The organism is Glycomyces algeriensis, assembly GCF_027622855.1.
GTDB classification, from domain to species: domain Bacteria; phylum Actinomycetota; class Actinomycetes; order Mycobacteriales; family Micromonosporaceae; genus Glycomyces; species Glycomyces algeriensis.
Genome location: NZ_JAPZVR010000003.1, coordinates 191,319 through 210,743, shown reverse-complemented (window position 1 = coordinate 210,743; position 19,425 = coordinate 191,319). Strand labels below are relative to the sequence as shown.

Here is a 19,425-nt window from a genome sequence, read left to right as displayed (position 1 = left end):
AAGGAACCGACATGACCGAGGCCTACATCGTCGCCACCGCCCGCTCGCCCATCGGGCGCGCCCACAAAGGCTCACTCAAGGACACCCGCGCCGACGACCTCGCCGCGCAGATGGTCCGCGCCGCCGTCGACAAGGTCCCCGGGCTCGACCCGGCCCGCATCGACGACCTCCTCCTCGGCTGCGGCCTGCCCGGCGGCCGCCAGGGCATGAACATGGCGCGCATCGTCGCCGTCATGCTCGGCTGGGACACCGTCCCCGGCGCCACCGTCACCCGCTACTGCTCCTCCAGCCTCCAGACCACCCGCATGGCCTTCCACGCCATCAAGGCCGGCGAAGGCGACGTCTTCGTCTCCGCCGGCGTCGAATCCGTCTCCGGCATGGACATCGGCTCCGCCGACGCCATCCCCGGCGCCGACCTCGAGAACCCCCGCTTCGCCGACGCCCTGCAGCGCACGGCGCTGCGCTCTTCAACGACGTGCGCCGGAGGCGGCGACCCCGCCTGGACCGACCCGCGCGACGAGGGCCTCCTCCCGGACCCCTACATCGCCATGGGCCAGACCGCCGAGAACGTCGCCGCCATTCGCGGCATCACCCGCGACGAGCAGGACGCCTTCGCCGCCCGCAGCCAGCAGCGCGCCGCCCGCGCCATCGCCGAAGGCTTCTGGGCCAAGGACATCACCCCCGTGACCCTCGCCGACGGCACCGTCGTCAGCGCCGACGACGGCCCCCGCCCCGGCACCACCATCGCCAAACTCGCCGGCCTAGACCCGGTGTTCCGTCCGAACGGGACGGTCACCGCCGGGAACGCCTGCCCGCTCAACGACGGCGCCGCCGCGCTTGTCATCGTCTCCGACCGCGTCGTCGCCGAACTCGGCCTCCAGCCGCTCGCCCGGATCGTCGCCACCGGCGTCAGCGGCATCTCCCCGGAGGTCATGGGGCTCGGACCCGTCGAGGCCTCGCGGCGCGCACTCGCGCTGGCGGGCATGGGGATCGAGGACATCGACCTGGTCGAGATCAACGAGGCGTTCGCCGCGCAGGTGATCCCCTCGGCGCGCGACCTCGGCATCGACGAGGACCGCCTCAACGTCAAGGGCGGCGCGATCGCCGTCGGCCACCCGTTCGGGATGACCGGCGCGCGGATCACCTCGACGCTCCTGAACGCCCTGGAGGACACCGGCGGACGCTACGGCCTGGAGGCCATGTGCGTCGGCGGCGGGCAGGGCATGGCGATGGTGCTCGAACGCCTCTGAGGCCGACGCCCCCAAAACCATATAGGATATATCCTATAGGATCTTGATTCCACACGAAAGCGGCGCAGGCCCACAAGGCCTGCGCCGCTTCGGCGTCGCTATTCGGGGACGTACAGCGTGATGGTCCTGGCGACGAGCGCGGGCTTCTCGGCGCCCTCGATCTCCACGGTCACGTCGTACCCGGCGCGCACGCCGCGCCCGGTGGCCTCGGCGGACGCGAGCACCACGACCGCCCGCACCCGAGCCCCGGCCGGGACCGGCTGGAGGAACCGGAGCCGGTCGAGCCCGTAGTTGACGGACATGGCGAGCCCGTCGATCGCGATGAGACCCTGGAGGAGCCGGGGGAGGAGCGACAGCGTGAGGTACCCGTGGGCGATCGGGCCGCCGAAGGGCCCGGCGGCGGCGCGCTCGGGGTCGATGTGGATCCACTGGTGGTCGCCGGTGGCGTCGGCGAACGCGTCGATGCGGTCCTGCTCGACCGCGAGCCACTCGCCGGTCGCCTTGGCGCCCAGGATATTCGCAAGATCCGCGGGTGAGGCCGCGGTGATCGGGCCGCTCATGCCTTCGGCCCTCCCGCCACGTACAGGACCTGGCCGGAGACGAACCCGGCGTCTTCGGAGCAGAAGTAGGCGACCGCGGCGGCGACGTCCTCGGGCTGCCCGACACGGCCGACCGGCGCCTCCTTGGCGGCGTGGGCGAGGAAGTCGGCGAACGGCACGCCGATGCGCTCGGCGGTGGCCTTCGTCATCTCGGTCTCGATGAACCCGGGCGCGACGGCGTTCGCGGTGACCCCGAAGCGGCCCAGCTCGATCGCGAGGGTCTTCGTGAGGCCCTGCATGCCGGCCTTCGCGGCGGCGTAGTTCGCCTGGCCGCGGTTGCCCAGCGCGGAAGTGCTGGAGAGGTTGACGATCCGGCCCCATCCGGCGTCCACCATGGACGACTGGACGGCGCGGCTCATGAGGAACGCGCCCCGCAGGTGGACGCTGAGGACGGCGTCCCAGTCCGAAGCGCTCATCTTGAACAGCAGGTTGTCGCGGAGGATCCCGGCGTTGTTGACGAGGATCTGCGGCGGGCCCAGTTCGGCGGCGACGCGCTCGACCGCAGCCGCGGCGGCGGCCTCGTCGGCGACGTCCGCGCCGACGCCGATGGCCTTGCCGCCCTTGGCGTTGATCGCTTCGGCGGTCGCTACCGCCTGCTCCTCGGCGAGGTCGAGCACGGCGACGGCGTGCCCGTCGGCGGCGAGCCGCCGGGCGGTGGCGGCCCCGATGCCGCGCGCGGCACCGGTGACGATGGCGGTCCTAGAGGTCATTGAGCACCTTTTCCATAAGAGGGTCAGTAGGTCAGAACACGATGAGCTGGCGCAGCGCCTCTCCCGAGGCGAGGCGGTCCAGTGCGGCCGGGAGGCCGTCAAGGCCGATCCTGTCGGAGACGAGCCGGTCGAGCGGGAGGCGCCCGGCGCGCCACAGCTCGGCGTAGCGGGGGACGTCGTCGCCGGGCACGGCCGAGCCGAGGTAGGAGCCGACGACGGTGCGGGCCTCGGCGGTCAGGAGCAGCGGGGAGATCGCGGCGCGCGCGTCGGGATGCGGCAGGCCCACGGTGACCGTGGTGCCGCCGGGCGCGGTGAGCGCGAACGCGGTCTCGAACGCCCGCGCCGAGCCGGCGGCCTCGACGACCACGGGCGCCCGCAGGCCCCCGACCTCGCCTGGGGCGCGGGCCTCGGCGCCGAGCGAGCGGGCCAGGTCGAGCTTGGCCGGCACGGTGTCCACGCCGACCACTGTGTGGCCCAACGCCTGTGCCACGAGGAGCGCCGCCATGCCGACGCCGCCGAGGCCGACCACGACCACCGTCTCGCCCGCGTTCGGCCTGCCCGCGTTGACGACCGCGCCGCCGCCGGTGAGCACCGCGCAGCCCAGGAGGGCGGCGATGTCCGGCGGCACCTCGTCGTCGACCGCCACCACCGAGCTCTCGCTGACCACGGCGTGCGTGGCGAAGGCGCTCACGCCGAGGTGGTGGCTCACGCGCTCGCCGTCGCGGCTGATTCTGACGGCGCCGCCGACCAGGGTCCCGGCGGCGTTCGCGGCGCTGCCCACCGAGCAGGGGAGCCGCCCGCCGGTGCCGCACGCCGCGCAGCTTCCGCAGCGCGGCAGGAAGGTGAGCACGACTCTTCGTCCGACCGCGGTCGCGGTGCCGGGCCCGGCCGCCTCGACGATCCCGGCGGCCTCATGGCCCAGGAGCATCGGCACCGGCCGCACCCGGCTGCCGTCCACGACGGACAGGTCGGAGTGGCACAGCCCGGCCGCCTCCACCCGCACCAGCAGCTCGCCGGGCCCGGGCTCGTCGAGCTCCAAGGGCCCCACAGTGATCGGCCTCGACTCGGCGTAGGGCGCGGGCGCGCCGCACCGCTCCAGCACGGCTCCGGTGATCCGCACGGCGACCTCCTCGTCGTCACGTCCGCTGAGACCAAGTCAGCATACCGACTGGACGGTTTGTAGCGCTACCCCCTCGCCCGGACTTCGGGCGCGGGCGGCGCACCGGATCGGATGGCGGGACCACGATGCACCCCGGCAGCGACCGCTGGGCCGAGCCGGGCCAAGTCGAGGTGGCGGCTTGCCCGGGATCCGAAGGGCCTCAGAGCCAGGCCCAGCAGACCGTGTAGGCGTGGTCGGGGAAGGCGGTGCTCCGCCAGGTCGCCCAGCCGTAGCCGTCGCAGAAGTCGTAGGCCTCGTAGTCCGAGGTGCGGCCGGTGACGTAGACGTTCGACTGCGAGCAGTCGGCGAACGCGAAATGCATGTCGTCGTCGGATCCGCTTGCGTACAGGCAGGTGTCGACCCCGGCGAAGCCGATGTCGTCGGGGTACACGATCCGCATGCAAAGCAGCAGGTCCTGCTCGTCGATATAACCGGGGAAGTCGACCGAGCCGTTGTAGTACTCCCATTCGGAGCACTCGTACGTGCCCTCCTCGCCCCAGAACCGCTCCAGCACCTGGTAGTCGCCCGGTTCGCAGTCGGTGATCGCATAGGTGCCGTCGTCGAGGAGGGTGACGCACTCGCCGGGCTCGGCGTAGTAGGCGTCGCCCCACGGGTGGAGGTAGCTGAGGCAGAGGATCGCGCCGCCGTCGCCGGGGTCGTGGCTGAACAGCGAGCGGGGGACGCCCTCGCAGTCGTCCGTGTCGCCGCCGTCGTAGACGTCGACCACTTCGAACGCGCCCGGGTCGCAGCCGGTGGACTCCAGCTCGAAGACGTCGGTCGAGCCCTCGTTCGTGAAGCATTCGCCCACTTCAGGGACGGCGACGGCGTCGGTCGTCGTCTCCTCGGCCTCCGGTTCGATGGGGAACGGGGACTGCGACGGCTCCTCATCGGGCAGCGCTTGGTCGTATGCCGACTCCGATGGGGCGGGCGGTTCGTAGATCGGCTTGTCATCGCCGCCGAGGGCCAGGAATCCGATCACGAGCCCGGCCAGCACCTCGATCACGATCGCCATGCCCACCTTGCCGAACAGGCGGGAACCGGGTGAATCGTCGGCCTGGTCCGGGCCGTCGGGCGCATTCGTCACGCTCTCCTCCTCTCCGCGGCGGGGGAGCTAACGCGGCGCGGCGATGTGGGTCGCCGCGCCGCCTCGGTGGTGGGTCAGGGGTGCTCGAGACCGGTCATGATCAGCGAGACGAAGTGGTCCATGTCGGCCTGGAGGCACGCCTGCTGCGAGTGCTTGCCGGTGCAGCCGGGCGCCCACGAGCTGCCGTCGCCGTAGTCGAGGAAGTCGTGCGCGATGCCCGCGGCGTCGAGGTAGTCCGAGGTCACGACGGCCGTCTGGCGGGCGCGGTGCTCCACGATCGCCTGGACCGGGTCGACGGTGAGATCGCCGCCGTTCCCCGCGTACAGTGCGATCCCCATGCCGCGCAGGGGTTCGACGTGCTGCGCCGGGCTCAGCCGGTTCCAGCCGCCGTCGAGCGGCCAGAACGGCGGGCCGAAGATCGCGTCCGGTGCCACGGTCGGTGTCCCGAAGGCCGCCAGCTGGGTCGAGCCGAGCACGGCGGCGCGCATCTCCTGGTTCAGCAGGTCGAGCCCGCCGGAGAACGACCCGACGTAACTGAACAGGTCGGGGCGCCGCTCGGCGTATCCGAGGGCGCCGAAGCCGCCCATGGAGTGGCCGGAGACGGCCCGCCCCTCCTTCCCGGCGATGGTCGAGAGGTTCGCGTCGATGAACGGGATGAGCTGCTCGAGGTGGAAGTCCTCCCAGTCCTGCAGGCCGAGCCCGCCCGGGTATTGCCAGTTCGTGTACCAGCCGCGCCCGCTGCCGTTGGGCGACACGGTGATCACGGGTTCGTCCGCAGTGGACGACTCGACGATCGTCCGGAGCCGCGCGCTGTTCGGGTAGTCGCCGCCGCCGTGGAGCGTGTAGTGCACCGGGTACTCGATGCTCTCGTCGTAGCCCTCCGGCAGCGTCACCATCACGACGTGCTCGCCGGAGACCTGGCCGGGCATCACCGAGTACGCCGGGACCTCCGCCGTCGCCACCGTGAAGGTGAAGGTGCGGTCGCTGCCCCCGGCCCATTCGGGCTGCTCGAGGACGGTGAGCCCGTGCTCGTCGCTGAACTGCGGCAGCGCGGTCGCCGCGTGCGCCGCAGGGGCGGCGAGCCCGCCCGCCGCAGCGGCCGCTACTGCGGTGACGAGGCCGAGTGCTCGCGTCAGGCGCTTCATGCGGACTCCCCTTCGCACAGTGCGGCGTCGAGGACCGCGACGCGGGTCGGGGCGGGCGGGTCCTTGATGAACGTGTTCGTGACGAGCGAGGCGAAGCGGCCGTCGTCGGTGACCATCGTGATCGACGAGGTGCCGGTGAGGATGTTCCCGGCATGGCCCCATGCCTGGCCGCCGCACGAGAGGTCCCAGCTCATGAGGCCGAGCCCGTAGTCCGCGCCGTACGCGGTGGAGGGCACGGCCGTGCGCATCTCGGCGAGAGCGTCCGCGGAGACCACGGATCCGGCCGCGAGCGCCCGGTAGAACGCGACCAGGTCCTCCATCGTGGAGGTCATGGCGCCGGCGGTGGTGTTCACGGACATGTCCTGGTTGAACGTGGTGTCGAACCAGTAGAAGAACGGGCCGAGCCGCCCGCCCGAGTACCCGGGGAGGTACGGGCTCGGCAGCGTCCCGTTGTCGGGCACCGGGAACGAGGTGCCGGTCAGGCCCAGCGGCTCGATGATGCGCGCGGTGATCGCCTCGGCGACGGTCGTGCCGGTGAGCTCCTCGATGAGCATCCCCGCGATGAAGTAGTTGACGTTGGAGTAGCCCCAGCCGGTCCCGGGCGCGAACTGCGGCGGCTGGGCCAGGCCCGCCCGCACGAGCTCGGTGAGGGTGTAGGTGCCGTCGGCCCCGGGCGCGGCGTCGAGCGCGTCGCGGGCGATCCCGCTGGTGTGCTGGAGCATCTGCCGGACCGAGATCGCGTTCCCGTCGTAGTCGCCGGTCAGCAGGCCCGGCAGGTACTGCTCGATCGGCGCGTCCAGGTCCACCAGGCCCTCGTCGACCAGCTGCAGCACCACCGAGGCGGTGAACGTCTTGGTCTGGCTGGCGATGCGGAAGTGGTCCTCGGCCGTGATCGGCCGGTTCGCGAAGATGGTCGCGGTACCGCTGGTGAGCGTCCACGATTCGGTGCCGTCGCCGGCATGCAGGCCCGCGCCCGGGCCCGCCTGCGACTGGTACTGGTTCAGCAGCGTCTGCGCCGCGGCGTGGTCGGCCGCCTGCGCCTGCACCGGCGCGGCGGGCAGCACCGCGGCGATCGCGAACGCGATCACCGGGAGCCACTGCCTGATCGTTCTCGTCATGGTCTGCCCCTCGCTCATGACAGCGGGGCGCCGGGGTGGTCGTGCCTCCCGGGGTGCCGCTGTCTCCTTGCCGCCGACCGGAAGTCGGCGGCATCGACTCTTTCGATGATTCAAGGAGCGGCGGCGGATCGGAAGGACATCGACCCGGACAAAATCAGGACATCAGCGCTGACCTGCTGATCGGTACGATGCGGCGAGGTGGTCCTGGAGCCGCGCGTGCCGGAACTGGTAGACCACACCGGACCGGCGCAGGACGCCGAGGCGGTACGCGTCGTCCAGGAACTCGGGCACCGCCCACGGCAGCCGGCCCGTCAGCGGCAGCCAGAACCGGCCGAAGACGGCCCACTGACCCCACGCCGACAGGCCGAGCACGTAGCCGAGGGAGCCGAATCCGGCGGCATACAGGCCCAGGACCATGCCTTCGGCAGGGCTCCAGTGCCATTCGCCGAACCGGGGCGGGAGCAGCTGGAGGAGTTCGACCAGCGCCCAGACGGTGCCGGGGACGACGAGCGCGAGCGCGGGGGCGAACAGCAGCGCCTGCACGACGACCGTTCTGCGGCTGGAGCGGATGAGCCCGGCCGGGCTCTGCACGGACGCCAGGTCGAGCGGGCGCTCCCAGATCGACATGAGCGCGTAGGTGGTCCCCGCGCCGAACCCGAAGACGAGGGCGAGCAGCACCGAGTTCACCAGGACGAGGCTGAGGACGGTGCGCGGGTCGAGGCCGAGGATGAGGCCGCGCGCGACCTCGCGCGTGACGCCGTAGGCGAGGCCGAGCAGGACTCCGGCCGCGAATCCGATCCCGAACCGGCGGGCGAGGCTCCTCCGCGGGGCGGACCGCTTGCCGCGCAGCCGGATCTGGATCCCCGACGGTTCGAAGGCGGCGCCCCGGTACTTGGCCAGGAGGCCGTGCGCGATCCCGATCGCAGCTCCGGCGGCGAGGTCGACGACGACGCCCGCGGTGAACTGGATCGGGTCGAAGCCCAGCAGCAGGCCGAGCAGGACCGAGTCGACAAGGGCGAAGGCCAGGCTGAGCGCCAGCGACATGGCGAGGACGCGCGCGGGCCGGCGCATCGAGGTGCCCAACCGCCACCAGGCGAGGTCGTGCTCGCCGAGCCGGTTCAGGTGGTGGGCGAGGTAGCCGAGCCAGCGCTCCGCCCGCTCGGGCTCGAAGCGCCGCTGCTCGGTCCGGAACCGGTAGACGGTGGGGACGAGGTTCCCCAGGAGGTGCGCCTCGACGGCTGCGGGAGCGGGGAACCGTTCCTCGTCCAGGAGTTCGGCCGGGTTGTGGGTCGGCGCGTCGCTGTAGATGGTGCGGGCCAGGGCGACCATGAGCGGGGTGGTGAAGACCGCGGCGAGCGTCTCGCCGGCCGCAGTGCGCTCCTCCCTGCGGAGCTCGTCGAGGACCGGCTGCCAGAGCGGGGCGCCGTCGCCGGACGTGCGGACCGTGGTGAGCGGCAGGTAGTCGGCCAGGTCGTCGACGGTGAGGTCGGTCAGTTCGATGCAGGCCGCCGCCGTCAGCACGTCCGATTCGGCCACGGCCTCGCGGTACTCCGCGGCCCGGCTGGTCAGGACCAGCGGCATGCGGGCGGTGCGGTTCAGCTTCTCGAGCGGGTCGCGGACGAGGCCGCCGGCGATCTCGTCGAAGCCGTCCATGACCGGCAGGATGCAGTCGTTCTCGACGAGCGCGGCGGCGAGCGTCGACCCGTCGGGCAGCACCTGCCCCAAGCCGGGGTGGTCGCGCAGGAGCTGCGCGGCGAGCCAGGCGCGCAGGTCGACCGCGGGGTCCCACGAGCCCAAGCTGAAGATCACCGGCACGGGCTCGCCGGACCGGCGGGTCTCCAGCAGGTCCGTCACCAGCCGGAGGGCGAGCACGGTCTTGCCCGACCCGGCCTTGCCGAGCAGCACCAGCCGCCCGGAGGGGACGCGCCGGTAGACGTCCGCGATCTGCTCGAGCTTCCCAGACAGGTCTGGAACATCCTGCGCGCCAAGGGATTTCGACCCGAGTACGACCTCCCAGTGGTCGCTGAGCCCGGTTTCGGCCTGCCACCGGACGGCCAGCGGATCCGGGTCGAGGACCTGGCGGTGCTCCACTTCGCGCTTCCAGTGGACGCGGACCGCGGCCGCGAGCTTGTCGGCGGCCTCGACCAGCCGGCTCTGGAACAGCGGTTCGGCCCGCGGCGGGGCGTGTTCGCGGGCCGTTCCGGGGGGCGGGTCCGGGCGGTACCCGGCGGCGGCCAGGAGATCGGCCTGCTCGTCCGGTGCCAGGTCCAGCGCCTTGGCGAGCCGTTCCGCGGTTTCGCGCTTGGGGAGGAGCTCGATGTTCTCGTATCTGCTGATCATGCGGACCGACACGCCGGACCGCTCCGTCAGCCGGTCCTGCGAGAGCCCTGCGCGTGACCGGAGGTCTCGGAGCTTCTTGCCGAAGGGGGTGGGCATCGGTCGATTCTAATCGCCGCGCCCGATTCCGAACTCCCGCAAGGAGGTCCGGAACGCTCCACTAGGCCGGGACCCTCGCCGGCAGCGCTTCAGGAGGCGGGAGGCGCGGTGCTCTCGCGCACGACGAGCTCGACCGGGACGGTCTCATGCACGTCCTCGAGCCGTTCGCCGTTGCGGATCTGCCGCAGCAGCAGTTCGAGGAGGCGCTCGCCGATCTGGGCGAAGTCCTGGCGCACCGTGGTGAGCGGGGGCCAGACGTCGGCCGCGAGGGCGATGTCGTCGAAGCCCGCCACCGAGACGTCGGCGGGGATCCGGCGGCCGGCCTCGTGGAGGGCGTGCATGACGCCGATCGCCGTCTCGTCGTTGGCGCAGAACACCGCCGTCGCATCCGTGTCGCGGGCGATATGCTTCCCGGCCTCGTAGCCGGACCGGCCCGTCCAGTCGCCCCGGAAGATCGGCGGCGCCGGGCGCTCAGCCTGGTCGAGCGCGGCGCGCCACCCGTCGATGCGCAGCTGCGACGGGCCGGAGCTGTCGGGGCCCGCGACATGGTGGACCGTGCGGTGCCCGAGCCCGAGCAGGTGCTCGACGGCCCGCCGCGAGCCCTCGAGCTGGTCGGCGCCCACGGCCGGGTGGTGGCCGACGAAGCGGGAGTCGGAGACGACGACCGGGAGCCCGGCCGGGATGGAGAGCATCGCCGGCGTCACCGACTCGGCCCGGATGATCACCAGCCCGTCGATCGACTGGTTGGAGAGCCGGGTGACGGCGTCGGAGACCTCCGTCGACACCGGACTCTCGACGTCGACCAGGGTCACGGTGTACTGCGCGCTCCGTGCCGCCTCGACGATCGCCTCGACGGTCCGGGACTCGCCGGTGCGGCTGAACTTGTGGGTGATGACCCCGATGGTCTGGAACGTGCCGTAGCGCAGCGCCCGGGCGGCCGAGTTCGGGGAGTACCCGAGCTCGGACATGGCGGCGAGGACCTTGTCGCGCGTCGCGGGGCGCACATTGGTCGCGCCCATCGACACCCGCGAGACGGTCTGGGCGGAGACGCCCGCGCGGACCGCCACGTCGAACATCGAAGGCTTCGACTTGGATCGCGTGCGCTTCCCCGAAGCCTCACCGCCCGAAGCCTCACCGTCGTCCATGAAAACGCTCTCGTTCGCTGTCGCCGTCCATCGGATCCTTGAGGATACAACCGCCCGGGCCCTGCTAGGCGCTCACACCTGCAGGGACCCGGTCAGACCGCCGTGACCCCGAGGTCGGGGGCTTCGACGAAGCTTGCCTTCCGGGACGCCGCGCCGTGCAGCTCGAGGAGCACCAGCTCATTGCCGCGTTCGCGCAGGAGCGGGCCGGGCACGTACAGCGTGCCGGTCGGCCCCGCGCTCCAGTAGCGGCCGAGGAGTTCGCCGTTGATCCAAGCGAGCCCCTTCGTCCAGCCCGCGAGCCGCAGGTGGTGGTCCGCTCCGGCGACGGTGTCGAAGACCCCGCGCGCGAGCACCGGCCCCGCCAGCGGTCCCAGGCCGGACCCGTCCCGCCAGGGACGCGAGGCCAGGAACTCAGGGGCCCGGTCGAGCGCGACCGGCGCCGCCTCCCACTCGGTGAGCTCGCGCGTAGCCGTGCGCGCAGTGCCGATGAGGCCCTTCGGTTCCCCGATGCGCGGACCGTAGTTGACCCGGCCCTGGTCCTCCACGAGCAGTTCCAGCAGGCCGTCGCGCTGCGGCAGTGCGATCGCGCGGGTGTGCGTGCCGCGGTCCAGGACCCCGACGGGCTCGCCGTCGAGCATCACGACGGCGCGGTCCCGGATCTCATCGACCACGAGCACCGCGTCGTCGGCGCGCACACGGGTCCGGTACAGCGCGAACCCGGACCACTGCCGCATCGCGTCCATGGTCGGGGCCCGGTCGTAGGAGCGCATTGGCGCCGGCAGCTCGGCCGCCTCGCCGAGCGGCAGGTACTCGGTGAGCGCCACGTCGAACGCCGGGGCCGGCGCGGGAGGCTCGGGGAGCTCGTCGGGCACCGGGGCGTGCTTGTCGATCACTGCCCGCATCGCGTGGTACTTCTCGGTGACGGCCCCGTGCTCGGCCAGCGGCGCGTCGTAGTCGTACGACGTCGCGATCGGACGGTAGAGGCCCTTGTCGTTGGCGCCGTTGGTCAATCCGAAGTTCGTGCCGCCGTGGAACATGTACAGGTTCACCGACCCGCCCGCGGCGAGCAGCTCGTCGAGGTCGCGCGCGTTCGCCTCGGAGGGCGCGAGGTGGTGCTCCATGCCCCAGGAGTCGAACCAGCCGTTCCAGAACTCCATGCACATCAGCGGCCCGGTGGGCTGGTGCCGGCGCAGCGTCGCCAAGCGCTCGGTGCTCCGGGAGCCGAAGGTCGCGGTCTTGTGCAGCTCGGGGAGGCCGCCGCGGGAGAGCATCGCGTCGTCGGCCTGGTCGCAGGTGAACAGCGGGACCTCGATGCCCTGGGCGCGGGTGAGGTCGACCAGGGCGCGGAGGTAGCGCTCCCGGTCGGGCGCCGGGTCGTCGCCGTACGCGCCGTACTCGTTCTCGATCTGCACCATCAGGACCGGCCCGCCGCGGGTGACCTGGCGTTCGGCGACCACGGGCAGCAGCCGCTCGAAGTAGTACCCGACCGCCGCCATGAACCGCGGCTCGTACCGCCGCATGCCCACGCCCTCGACGGCCGAGAGCCACGCCGGCAGTCCGCCGCCGTCCCACTCCGCGCAGATGTACGGGCCCGGCCGCACGATCGCGTGCATGCCCGCGTCCGCGACGAGGTCGAGGAACCGGCCGAGGTCGCGCCGGCCGGACAGGTCGAACACCTCGGGCTCGGGGGAGTGGAAGTTCCACGGGACGTAGGTCTCGATCGTGTTGAGGCCCATCAGCTTCGCCTTGCGGAGGCGGTCGGCCCAGAGGTCGGGGTGGACCCGGAAGTAGTGCAGGGCGCCGCTGATCACCTGGTGCGGGCGGTCGTCGAGCAGGAAGTCCCGCTCGCCGATCTCGAAGGTCGGCATGGAGGTCTCCAAACGGTGGTGGGAGGGTCGGACTCGGTCGGCACGGCTCCGCCCGGCCTCCCCGGTCTCGCGAGGGGGTCGGGCGGAGCCTGGGTTCGTCTGGCGGGGGCTAGCCCATGGTGAAGCCCTGGTCGGAGCCGTACGTGATGCACTGCTCCTGCCAGGCGGCCAGGCCTTCGTCGAGGGTCGTGCCGCTGACGTACGCCTGCCCGACCGTGTCGTTGAAGACCGAGTTGGCGTATACCTGGAACGGCAGGTACTGCCAGCCCTCGACGACGTTAGCGGCCGAGTCGGCGAGGATCTCGTTGACCTTCTGCCCGCCGAAGTACTCGAACTCCTTGCCGCGGAAGTCGGCCGACTCCAGCTGCTCGGTGGTCGCCGGGAAGGCGCCGCCGTCGACGCGGGTCTGCGCGCCCTCGCCGGTGGTGGCGTACTCGGTGAACGCGTAGGCCAGGGCGCTGTTCGCGCTGGCGGCCGGGACCGCGAGCGAGGAGCCGCCGTTCTCGGAGGTGGCGTGCGCACCGGCCTCCCACTGCGGCATCTCGGCCACACGCCAGGCGCCGGAGCCCTGCGGCACACCGGATTCGAGGTTCGCGGGCATCCAGGCGCCGATGGTGAGCGAGGCGATCGTGCCGCTGCCCAGGCCCTGGTACCACTCGTCGCTCCAGGAGCCGACGGGGGCGAGGAGCTCTTCGTCGATCAGCTGCTGCCACATCGCGGTGAAGGCCTTCGTGCCCTCGTCGGTGAAGTCGACGCCCACATCGGTGCCGTCCACCTGGTACGGCCGGCCGCCGGCCTGCCAGATCATGCTGGTGGCGAAGCCCGCGTCGCCGATGTCGTTGGCGATGTAGGCGTTCGGGTCGGCGGCGTGGATCGCCCGCGCGGCCGCGAGGTACTCGTCCCAGGTGGTCGGCACGGCGACGCCGAGGCGGTCGAAGACCTCCTGGTTGTAGAACAGCGCCATCGGTCCGGAGTCCATCGGCAGGCCGTACAGGCCCTCGCCGCTGTGGACGGAGTCCCACGGGCCGGTGCTGAAGGTGCCTTCCAGGTCGGACGCGCCGAGCGGGCCGAGGTCGGCGAGCGACTCGGAGATGGCGAACTGCGGCACGGCGTAGTACTCGATCTGCGCGACGTCGGGCACGCCGTCGCCGGCGGAGATCGCGTTCTGCAGCGCCGTGTACTGGTCGTTACCGGTGCCGACGTTCTCGAGGTTCACCGTGACGTTCGGGTACTTCGCCTCGAAGTCGGCGACGACGGCCTCGAGGGTGGGCTCCCAGGCCCAGACGGTGATCTCCCCGCCCTCCTCGAGGGCCGAGGCGGTGTCGACGGGCCCTTGGTCCTCGGCTCCGCCGCAGGCGGTCAGGCCCAGGGCCAGCAGCCCGGCGACGGCGGTGCCGGCCAGGGCGCGGCGCGGTCGTGTGCTCATTGGTCTCTCACTTCATCGTGTGAACGGTTTCGGGCGGTGCCGGCGGCCTCGCCTGTGGACAGTGGGTGGCGGTGGCTCACTCCTTCACGCTCCCGAGCGTCAGGCCCGACTGCCAGTAGCGCTGGAGCAGGAGGAAGGCCGCGAGGAGCGGCAGGATCGTCAGCAGCGAGCCGGTGATCACGAGGTTGAAGATCGCCTCGCCGCCGGCGGTCGAGGCCTGCGCGTTCCAGGCGTTGAGCCCCAGCGTGAGCGGGTACCAGTCCGCGTCGCGCAGCATGATCAGCGGCAGGAAGTAGTTGTTCCAGGTCGCGACCGTGGTGAACAGCAGCACGGTCACGGTCCCGGGCGCCAGGAGCGGCAGGCTGATCTGGAAGAACGTGCGGAACTCCCCGGCGCCGTCCATGCGGGCGGCCTCGAGCAGTTCGGCGGGGATCGACTCGGCGGCGAAGACCCACATGAGGTAGAGCCCGAACGGCGAGATCAGGGACGGGATGATCACGGCCCACGGCGTGTTCGTCAGGCCCATCTGGCTGAACATGAGGAACGTCGGCACGGCCAGCGCCGTGCCCGGCACGGCCACGGCCCCGATGACGAGGGCGAACACGCCGCGCCTGCCCGGGAAGTCGAACTTCGCCAGGGCGTAGCCGCCGAGGACGGCCAGGAACGTGGCGCCGCCCGCGCCGGCCACCACGTACAGCACGGTGTTGGCGAACCAGCGCCCGAAGACGCCGTCGTCGTACGCGAGGGTCTGCTGGATGTTGTCCCACAGCGCGAAGTCACCGCCGAACCACAGTCCGAACGAGTCGAACAGGTCCGCCTGGGTCTTGGTGGCGTTGATGAACAGCCAGACCAGCGGGGCGAGCGAGTACACGAGCACGATCAAGGTGAGGGCCGTCAGCAGCGGGCTGCGCCGGGGCCGGGTGAGGGAGCGGTGCTGGGCGCGCAGGCGCGGCAGGCGCTGCTTCGTGGAGGTCGTCATGGTCACTGCTCCTTGCGCATGCCGCGCAGCTGGACCGCGTAGGCGACCACCATGGTGACCAGGCCCATGATGATGGCGACCGTCGCGGAGTAGTTGTACTGCTGCCCGGAGAACGAGAGCGAGTAGGCGTACAGGTTGGGCGTGAACGCGGTCGTGATGGCGTTGGGCGCCAGCGACTGCAGGATGGTCGGCTCGTTGAACAGCTGGTAGCTGCCGATGATGGAGAAGATGAGGGCGACGACCAGTGCGCCGCGGATCGCGGGCAGCTTGATCGCGGTGATGACCCGCCACTCCCCGGCGCCGTCGATCGCCGCCGCCTCGTAGAGCGAGTGCGGGACGACGCGCAGGGCGGCGTAGAAGATGAGCATGTTGTAGCCCACGAACTCCCAGGTCACGATGTTGCCGATGGAGGCGAGCACGAGTCCGGGGGAGAGGGGGTCGGGCAGGTCGATGCCGAAGGCGTCGTTGAGGTTGGCCACGAGGCCGAACCGGGTGCCGTACATGAAGCCCCACATGAGGGTCGCGACGACGGCCGGGACCGCGTAGGGCATGAACACGGCGACTCTGAAGAAGCTGCGGCCCCACAGGCGTCCGCTGTCGATCGCGAGCGCCACGAGCAGGGCGATGCCGAGCATGATCGGCACCTGCACGACGAGGAAGAGGCTGACCCGGCCGAGGCCGTCCCAGAACTGGGCGTCCTGGAGCGCCCGGGAGTAGTTCTCGAGGCCGACGAACTTCGTGCCGCCCACCATCTGGGTGCGGAACACGGAGAGGTAGACCGAGTAGGCGATCGGCGCGAGGAAGACCAGCGCGAACACGGCGATGAACGGACCGACGAACAGCCATCCGGTCCAGCGCCGTCCCCGGCGGCGCCGGCGCGGGAGGGCGCTCGCCTCCGGTGGCGCGGGCGTCTCGGCGATTGCGGTCACGGGAGCACTCCTTCGGCCGATACCAAAATGTTTACGTAAACAATCAACACGAACCATAGTGCTTCGGCGTGAAGGCGGTTGTCAAGCAGATCCCGAGCGGGAAGGATTCCAGTTCGGTCACGAAGCGGCGGCACGGTTCGCGCACGCACGCGGCCGCACGGCCCGCTCGCGTGAGCCGTTTCGGGGAGGTTCGATCGGGGTCGCGGGCGAGGCGTCAGGCCTCGAGCGGTTTCGCCATCTGCCAGGTTCCGTGCGCGTCCTGTGATCCCGGAACGTCGTAGAACCCGTTGCGCCGGTACATCGCCGCCGCGGCGGCGTTTTCCGCGGCGACGGAGAGCCGCAGTGTTCCGGCGCCTGATCGCCGCGCCCACTGCTCGACCGCGGTGATCAGGGCGTCGCCGACGCCGCGCCCGCGGGCCTCGGGCGCGACCCACATGGAGATGAGATCGACCGTGCCCGGGTCCTCGGTCTCGATGCCGCTCGCCATGCCGACCGGGCTGTCCCCGTCCTCGGCGACGAGGTCGTGCGTGTTCGTGCCGGCCAGGCGTGCGCGCCACCGCTCCTCGGTGTCCGACGGCCCCTGCCAGTCGGCGAGCCGGGACATGAACGCATACGGGGCCTCTTCGAGCGCGGCCAATCGCAGGCGCCGCCAGATCTGCCAGTCGTCGGCGCCGAGCTCCCGAATTTCGATCACGTCGAACATTCTGCCGCCGCCCCGGCGCTCCGATCCAGCGAGTTTCATGCCCGGCCGGGGCCGCTCGAGCGGCTCACACCGCGGTTTCCTTGACAATATTTCTGAGTCGAGTCATATTTGAGTTCACTCATAAAAATGAGCGGTAGGACAAACGAGAACGGAGCAAGCACGTGAAAGCGTTCGTCGTCAGCAAGTACAAGGCCCCGCTGCAGCTCGAGGAGGTCGCGGAACCGCGAGTCGGCGACAGCGACGTGCTCGTCGAAGTGCAGGCCGCCGGCCTCAACCTCCTCGACGAGAAGATCCGGCTCGGGGAGTTCAAGCAGCTCCTGCCGTACCGGACGCCGTTCGTCCTGGGCCACGATGTCGCCGGCACCGTCATCGAGACCGGCGCGAACGTGCGCGGGTTCAAACCCGGCGACGAGGTGTACGCCCGCCCCGGCGACCACCGCATCGGCACCTTCGCCGAGCGCATCGCCGTCGCCGAGGCCGACCTGGCCCTCAAGCCCGCTTCGATCAGCATGGAGGAGGCGGCCTCGCTGCCGCTCGTCGCACTGACCGCATGGCAGGCCCTCGTCGAGAAGGGGCGCGTCCGCCCCGGCCGGCGCGTCCTCATCCACGGCGGATCGGGCGGCGTGGGATCGATCGCGGTCCAGCTCGCCAAGCACCTCGGTGCATCGGTCGCCACCACGGCGAGCGCCGACTTCGTGCGCGAGCTCGGCGCCGACACCGTCATCGACTACCGCACGCAGGACTTCGAGCAGCTGCTCGACGGCTACGACCTGGTGCTGGACAGCCTCGGCGGGGAGAACCTCGAGAAGTCCCTGCGGGTGCTCAAGCCCGGCGGCAAGGCCATCGGCATCGCCGGGCCCCCGGACCCGGCCTTCGCGCGCGAGATCGGCGCGAGCGCGGCGATCCGGCTGGCGATGACCGGACTCAGCGCCGGCATCCGCCGCAAGGCCCGCGGGCTCGGCGTCACCTACGAGTTCCTCTTCATGCGCGCGAGCGGCGACCAGCTCCGCGAGATCACCGCTCTGGTCGACGGCGGCGCGCTGCGCCCGATCGTGGGCAGGACGGTGTCCTTCGATCAGCTTCCCGAGGCGCTCGAGGCGCTCGGCCGGGGAGGCATCCGAGGCAAGGCCGTCGCAACCGCCTGACCTGGCGCTCGGCCGCCAGTAGGCTCGATCATCTACGGGGAGCAACCATGAACATGCAGGATAAACCGGTCACGTCGTACGTCGATGCGCCCACGAGCACCGTCACTGCGAACGGCGCCACCTTCGTCTACCGCGAGCTGGGGCCGCAGGGCGGCATCCCGGTCGTCTTCTTCGTCCATCTCGCCGCGACCCTCGACTACTGGGACCCGCGGATCGTCGACGCGATCGCGAAGGACCGCCACGTCATCACCTTCGACCAGCGCGGCGTCGGCGCCACCACCGGCGACGTGCCGGACAGCATCGAACTGATGGCCGACGACGCCTACGCCTTCATCAAGGCGCTCGGCTTCGACCTGGTCGACGTCTTCTCCTTCTCACTGGGCGGCTTCATCGCCCAGGCGCTCATCGCCGAACACCCCGAGCTGGTCCGCAGACTGGTCCTCACCGGGACCGGCCCCAAGGGCGGCAAGGACATCGACAAGGTCGCCGGCGTGACCTACCGCGACATCCTGCGTTCGACGCTGACGCGCTCGGACGCCCGGGAGTTCCTGTTCTTCGCCCGCGACGACGAGGGCAAGCGCGCCGCGAAGGCGTACGTCGAGCGGACCACCGGAGCGCGCACCGAAGCACTCGACGCGCCGATGAAGCTGAAGGGGTTCCAGACCCAGCTGAAGGCCATCAAGCGGTACGGGCGCGGGAAGCCGCACGACCTGTCGAAGCTCACCCAGCCGACGCTGATCGCCAACGGGGACCACGACCGGATGGTGCCCTCGGTCCTCTCCGAGGACCTGCACCGCCGCATCAAAGGCTCTGAACTGGTCATCTACCCGGACTCCGGGCACGGCGGCGTCTTCCAGCACCACCGGGAGTTCGCGCCGGTCGCCGCCGAGTTCCTGAACCGCTGAGGTCGGACCATGACACACATGCCGCGTTACACCAGGAAACCGCTGGTCTCGTCCATCCCGCTGTGGATGCGCGACGACCGGCCCCGCCGGCAGGGCATGGACCGCTGGAAGGGCCCGCACTCCCAGATCATCAGCGCCACACCGGGACTCGAGGAGTACCGCCAGATCCACCTGGCCGAGTCCAACCCGGGTCTGTGGCCCGCGATCGACGGCGTCGAGACGGCCGCTCCCACCGACCGCAGGATCGACGGGGTCGCCGAGGTCACCATGAAGTCGCTGCTCTCGCCGCTGCTGGGCCGCGAGCAGACCAAGCTCGCCCACCTCGACGAGGTGAACCTGTTCCGGCGCACCGTGCTCTACGCGGGACCGCCGTACTCGGCCCGCTGGTACGACGTCGGGACCGGCGAGCGGCCCGGGGCCCGGGCGCTGGTCTACCTCAGGAGAAGGGCGAGCGTCGGCACCGGCGCCTTCCGGAAGGTCGTCACGGACCGGCTCGTCCCCGCGCTCGCCCGCGCCGCCGCGCTCAAAGAGCTGCGGACCCAGATGTTCATGCAATGGCGCAGGGGCCTCTGGGACTCGCCGAACGTCGCCCACGACAACCCGGTCGAGAGCCGGTTCCACGCCTCGCTGATCCTGGGGTTCACCGACGCGGACGCACTCCGGGCGTTCTTCGCCGGCAGCGCGGTCGCCGAGGTGTCGTCCCGGCTCCCCGCGTTCGCCTCGGCGGTACACGCCTATGAAGTCGAGGAGACACTGACCTTCGTGGAGCACGGGCGGGCACTGACGAGCGCTCACAGCTGAGCGGTCACGACCGCCCGACCTCG

Annotated in this window: 17 protein-coding genes; 4 read left to right on the top strand and 13 right to left on the bottom strand. The window is 71.2% G+C overall.

Annotated features, from left to right (window positions below; genetic code table 11):
• Positions 1-11 precede the first annotated feature (11 nt).
• Positions 12-1,250 (top strand): acetyl-CoA C-acetyltransferase, encoded by a 1,239-nt coding sequence (locus O2L52_RS07180; RefSeq protein WP_270114675.1) that lies wholly within the window; start codon positions 12-14, stop codon positions 1,248-1,250.
• Positions 1,251-1,348: 98 nt separating this feature from the next.
• Here the strand turns inward: O2L52_RS07180 and O2L52_RS07175 are convergent, their stop codons facing one another.
• The 13 genes from O2L52_RS07175 to O2L52_RS07115 all read right to left on the bottom strand — a co-directional run bounded on the left by O2L52_RS07175 (position 1,349) and on the right by O2L52_RS07115 (position 16,542).
• The gene (locus O2L52_RS07175; protein ID WP_270114673.1) at positions 1,349-1,810 is read right to left on the bottom strand and encodes a MaoC family dehydratase; all 462 of its coding nucleotides are present in this window, start codon (positions 1,808-1,810) and stop codon (positions 1,349-1,351) included.
• A complete protein-coding gene (gene fabG, locus O2L52_RS07170) occupies positions 1,807-2,559 on the bottom strand; it encodes a 3-oxoacyl-ACP reductase FabG (protein WP_270114672.1) in 753 nt (250 codons plus the stop codon). Before fabG ends, O2L52_RS07175 begins: the two co-directional genes overlap by 4 nt.
• A gap of 31 nt (positions 2,560-2,590) precedes the next feature.
• Entirely contained in the window at positions 2,591-3,679 is a 1,089-nt protein-coding gene (locus tag O2L52_RS07165; protein WP_270114670.1) for an alcohol dehydrogenase catalytic domain-containing protein, read from the bottom strand.
• A gap of 199 nt (positions 3,680-3,878) precedes the next feature.
• Positions 3,879-4,802 (bottom strand): LppU/SCO3897 family protein, encoded by a 924-nt coding sequence (locus tag O2L52_RS07160; RefSeq protein WP_270114669.1) that lies wholly within the window; start codon positions 4,800-4,802, stop codon positions 3,879-3,881.
• Positions 4,803-4,876: 74 nt separating this feature from the next.
• Entirely contained in the window at positions 4,877-5,947 is a 1,071-nt protein-coding gene (locus O2L52_RS07155) for an alpha/beta hydrolase (RefSeq protein WP_270114668.1), read from the bottom strand.
• Entirely contained in the window at positions 5,944-7,065 is a 1,122-nt protein-coding gene (locus tag O2L52_RS07150; protein ID WP_270114667.1) for a serine hydrolase domain-containing protein, read from the bottom strand. The genes O2L52_RS07155 and O2L52_RS07150 overlap by 4 nt, the downstream gene beginning before the upstream one ends.
• A 162-nt stretch (positions 7,066-7,227) precedes the next feature.
• A complete protein-coding gene (locus tag O2L52_RS07145) occupies positions 7,228-9,501 on the bottom strand; it encodes a helix-turn-helix domain-containing protein (RefSeq protein ID WP_270114666.1) in 2,274 nt (757 codons plus the stop codon).
• Between the two features lie 89 nt (positions 9,502-9,590).
• The gene (locus tag O2L52_RS07140) at positions 9,591-10,646 is read right to left on the bottom strand and encodes a LacI family DNA-binding transcriptional regulator (protein WP_270114665.1); all 1,056 of its coding nucleotides are present in this window, start codon (positions 10,644-10,646) and stop codon (positions 9,591-9,593) included.
• Positions 10,647-10,738: 92 nt separating this feature from the next.
• Entirely contained in the window at positions 10,739-12,514 is a 1,776-nt protein-coding gene (locus O2L52_RS07135; protein ID WP_270114664.1) for a glycoside hydrolase family 35 protein, read from the bottom strand.
• 109 nt (positions 12,515-12,623) lie between these two features.
• A complete protein-coding gene (locus O2L52_RS07130) occupies positions 12,624-13,940 on the bottom strand; it encodes an ABC transporter substrate-binding protein (RefSeq protein WP_270114663.1) in 1,317 nt (438 codons plus the stop codon).
• 76 nt (positions 13,941-14,016) lie between these two features.
• On the bottom strand, positions 14,017-14,919 hold the full coding sequence (locus O2L52_RS07125) for a carbohydrate ABC transporter permease (RefSeq protein ID WP_270114662.1): 903 nt from the start codon (positions 14,917-14,919) through the stop codon (positions 14,017-14,019).
• 2 nt (positions 14,920-14,921) lie between these two features.
• Positions 14,922-15,839 carry a carbohydrate ABC transporter permease gene (locus O2L52_RS07120; RefSeq protein ID WP_373897068.1) on the bottom strand — a complete coding sequence of 306 codons (918 nt, stop codon included), beginning with the start codon at positions 15,837-15,839 and terminating at the stop codon, positions 14,922-14,924.
• Positions 15,840-16,062: 223 nt separating this feature from the next.
• Positions 16,063-16,542: a GNAT family N-acetyltransferase gene (locus O2L52_RS07115; protein WP_270114660.1), complete on the bottom strand. Its 480-nt coding sequence runs from the start codon at positions 16,540-16,542 to the stop codon at positions 16,063-16,065.
• A gap of 170 nt (positions 16,543-16,712) precedes the next feature.
• Between O2L52_RS07115 and O2L52_RS07110 the strand changes: the two genes are divergently transcribed.
• From O2L52_RS07110 to O2L52_RS07100, 3 genes are read left to right on the top strand one after another with little or no spacing between them, the layout of a single operon-like run.
• Positions 16,713-17,696: an NADP-dependent oxidoreductase gene (locus O2L52_RS07110; RefSeq protein WP_270114659.1), complete on the top strand. Its 984-nt coding sequence runs from the start codon at positions 16,713-16,715 to the stop codon at positions 17,694-17,696.
• A 47-nt stretch (positions 17,697-17,743) separates the two neighbouring features.
• A complete protein-coding gene (locus tag O2L52_RS07105; protein WP_270114658.1) occupies positions 17,744-18,601 on the top strand; it encodes an alpha/beta fold hydrolase in 858 nt (285 codons plus the stop codon).
• 18 nt (positions 18,602-18,619) lie between these two features.
• Entirely contained in the window at positions 18,620-19,402 is a 783-nt protein-coding gene (locus tag O2L52_RS07100; protein WP_270114657.1) for a hypothetical protein, read from the top strand.
• Positions 19,403-19,425: the final 23 nt, after the last annotated feature.

Coding starts and splice junctions, on each gene's coding strand:
- O2L52_RS07175 (WP_270114673.1), bottom strand. CDS start 1,810: ATGAGCGGCCCGATCACCGCGGCCTCACCCGCGGATCTTGCGAATATC.
- O2L52_RS07150 (WP_270114667.1), bottom strand. CDS start 7,065: ATGACGAGAACGATCAGGCAGTGGCTCCCGGTGATCGCGTTCGCGATC.
- O2L52_RS07125 (WP_270114662.1), bottom strand. CDS start 14,919: ATGACGACCTCCACGAAGCAGCGCCTGCCGCGCCTGCGCGCCCAGCAC.
- O2L52_RS07155 (WP_270114668.1), bottom strand. CDS start 5,947: ATGAAGCGCCTGACGCGAGCACTCGGCCTCGTCACCGCAGTAGCGGCC.
- fabG (WP_270114672.1), bottom strand. CDS start 2,559: ATGACCTCTAGGACCGCCATCGTCACCGGTGCCGCGCGCGGCATCGGG.
- O2L52_RS07130 (WP_270114663.1), bottom strand. CDS start 13,940: ATGAGCACACGACCGCGCCGCGCCCTGGCCGGCACCGCCGTCGCCGGG.
- O2L52_RS07135 (WP_270114664.1), bottom strand. CDS start 12,514: ATGCCGACCTTCGAGATCGGCGAGCGGGACTTCCTGCTCGACGACCGC.
- O2L52_RS07180 (WP_270114675.1), top strand. CDS start 12: ATGACCGAGGCCTACATCGTCGCCACCGCCCGCTCGCCCATCGGGCGC.
- O2L52_RS07140 (WP_270114665.1), bottom strand. CDS start 10,646: ATGGACGACGGTGAGGCTTCGGGCGGTGAGGCTTCGGGGAAGCGCACG.
- O2L52_RS07100 (WP_270114657.1), top strand. CDS start 18,620: ATGCCGCGTTACACCAGGAAACCGCTGGTCTCGTCCATCCCGCTGTGG.
- O2L52_RS07145 (WP_270114666.1), bottom strand. CDS start 9,501: ATGCCCACCCCCTTCGGCAAGAAGCTCCGAGACCTCCGGTCACGCGCA.
- O2L52_RS07105 (WP_270114658.1), top strand. CDS start 17,744: ATGAACATGCAGGATAAACCGGTCACGTCGTACGTCGATGCGCCCACG.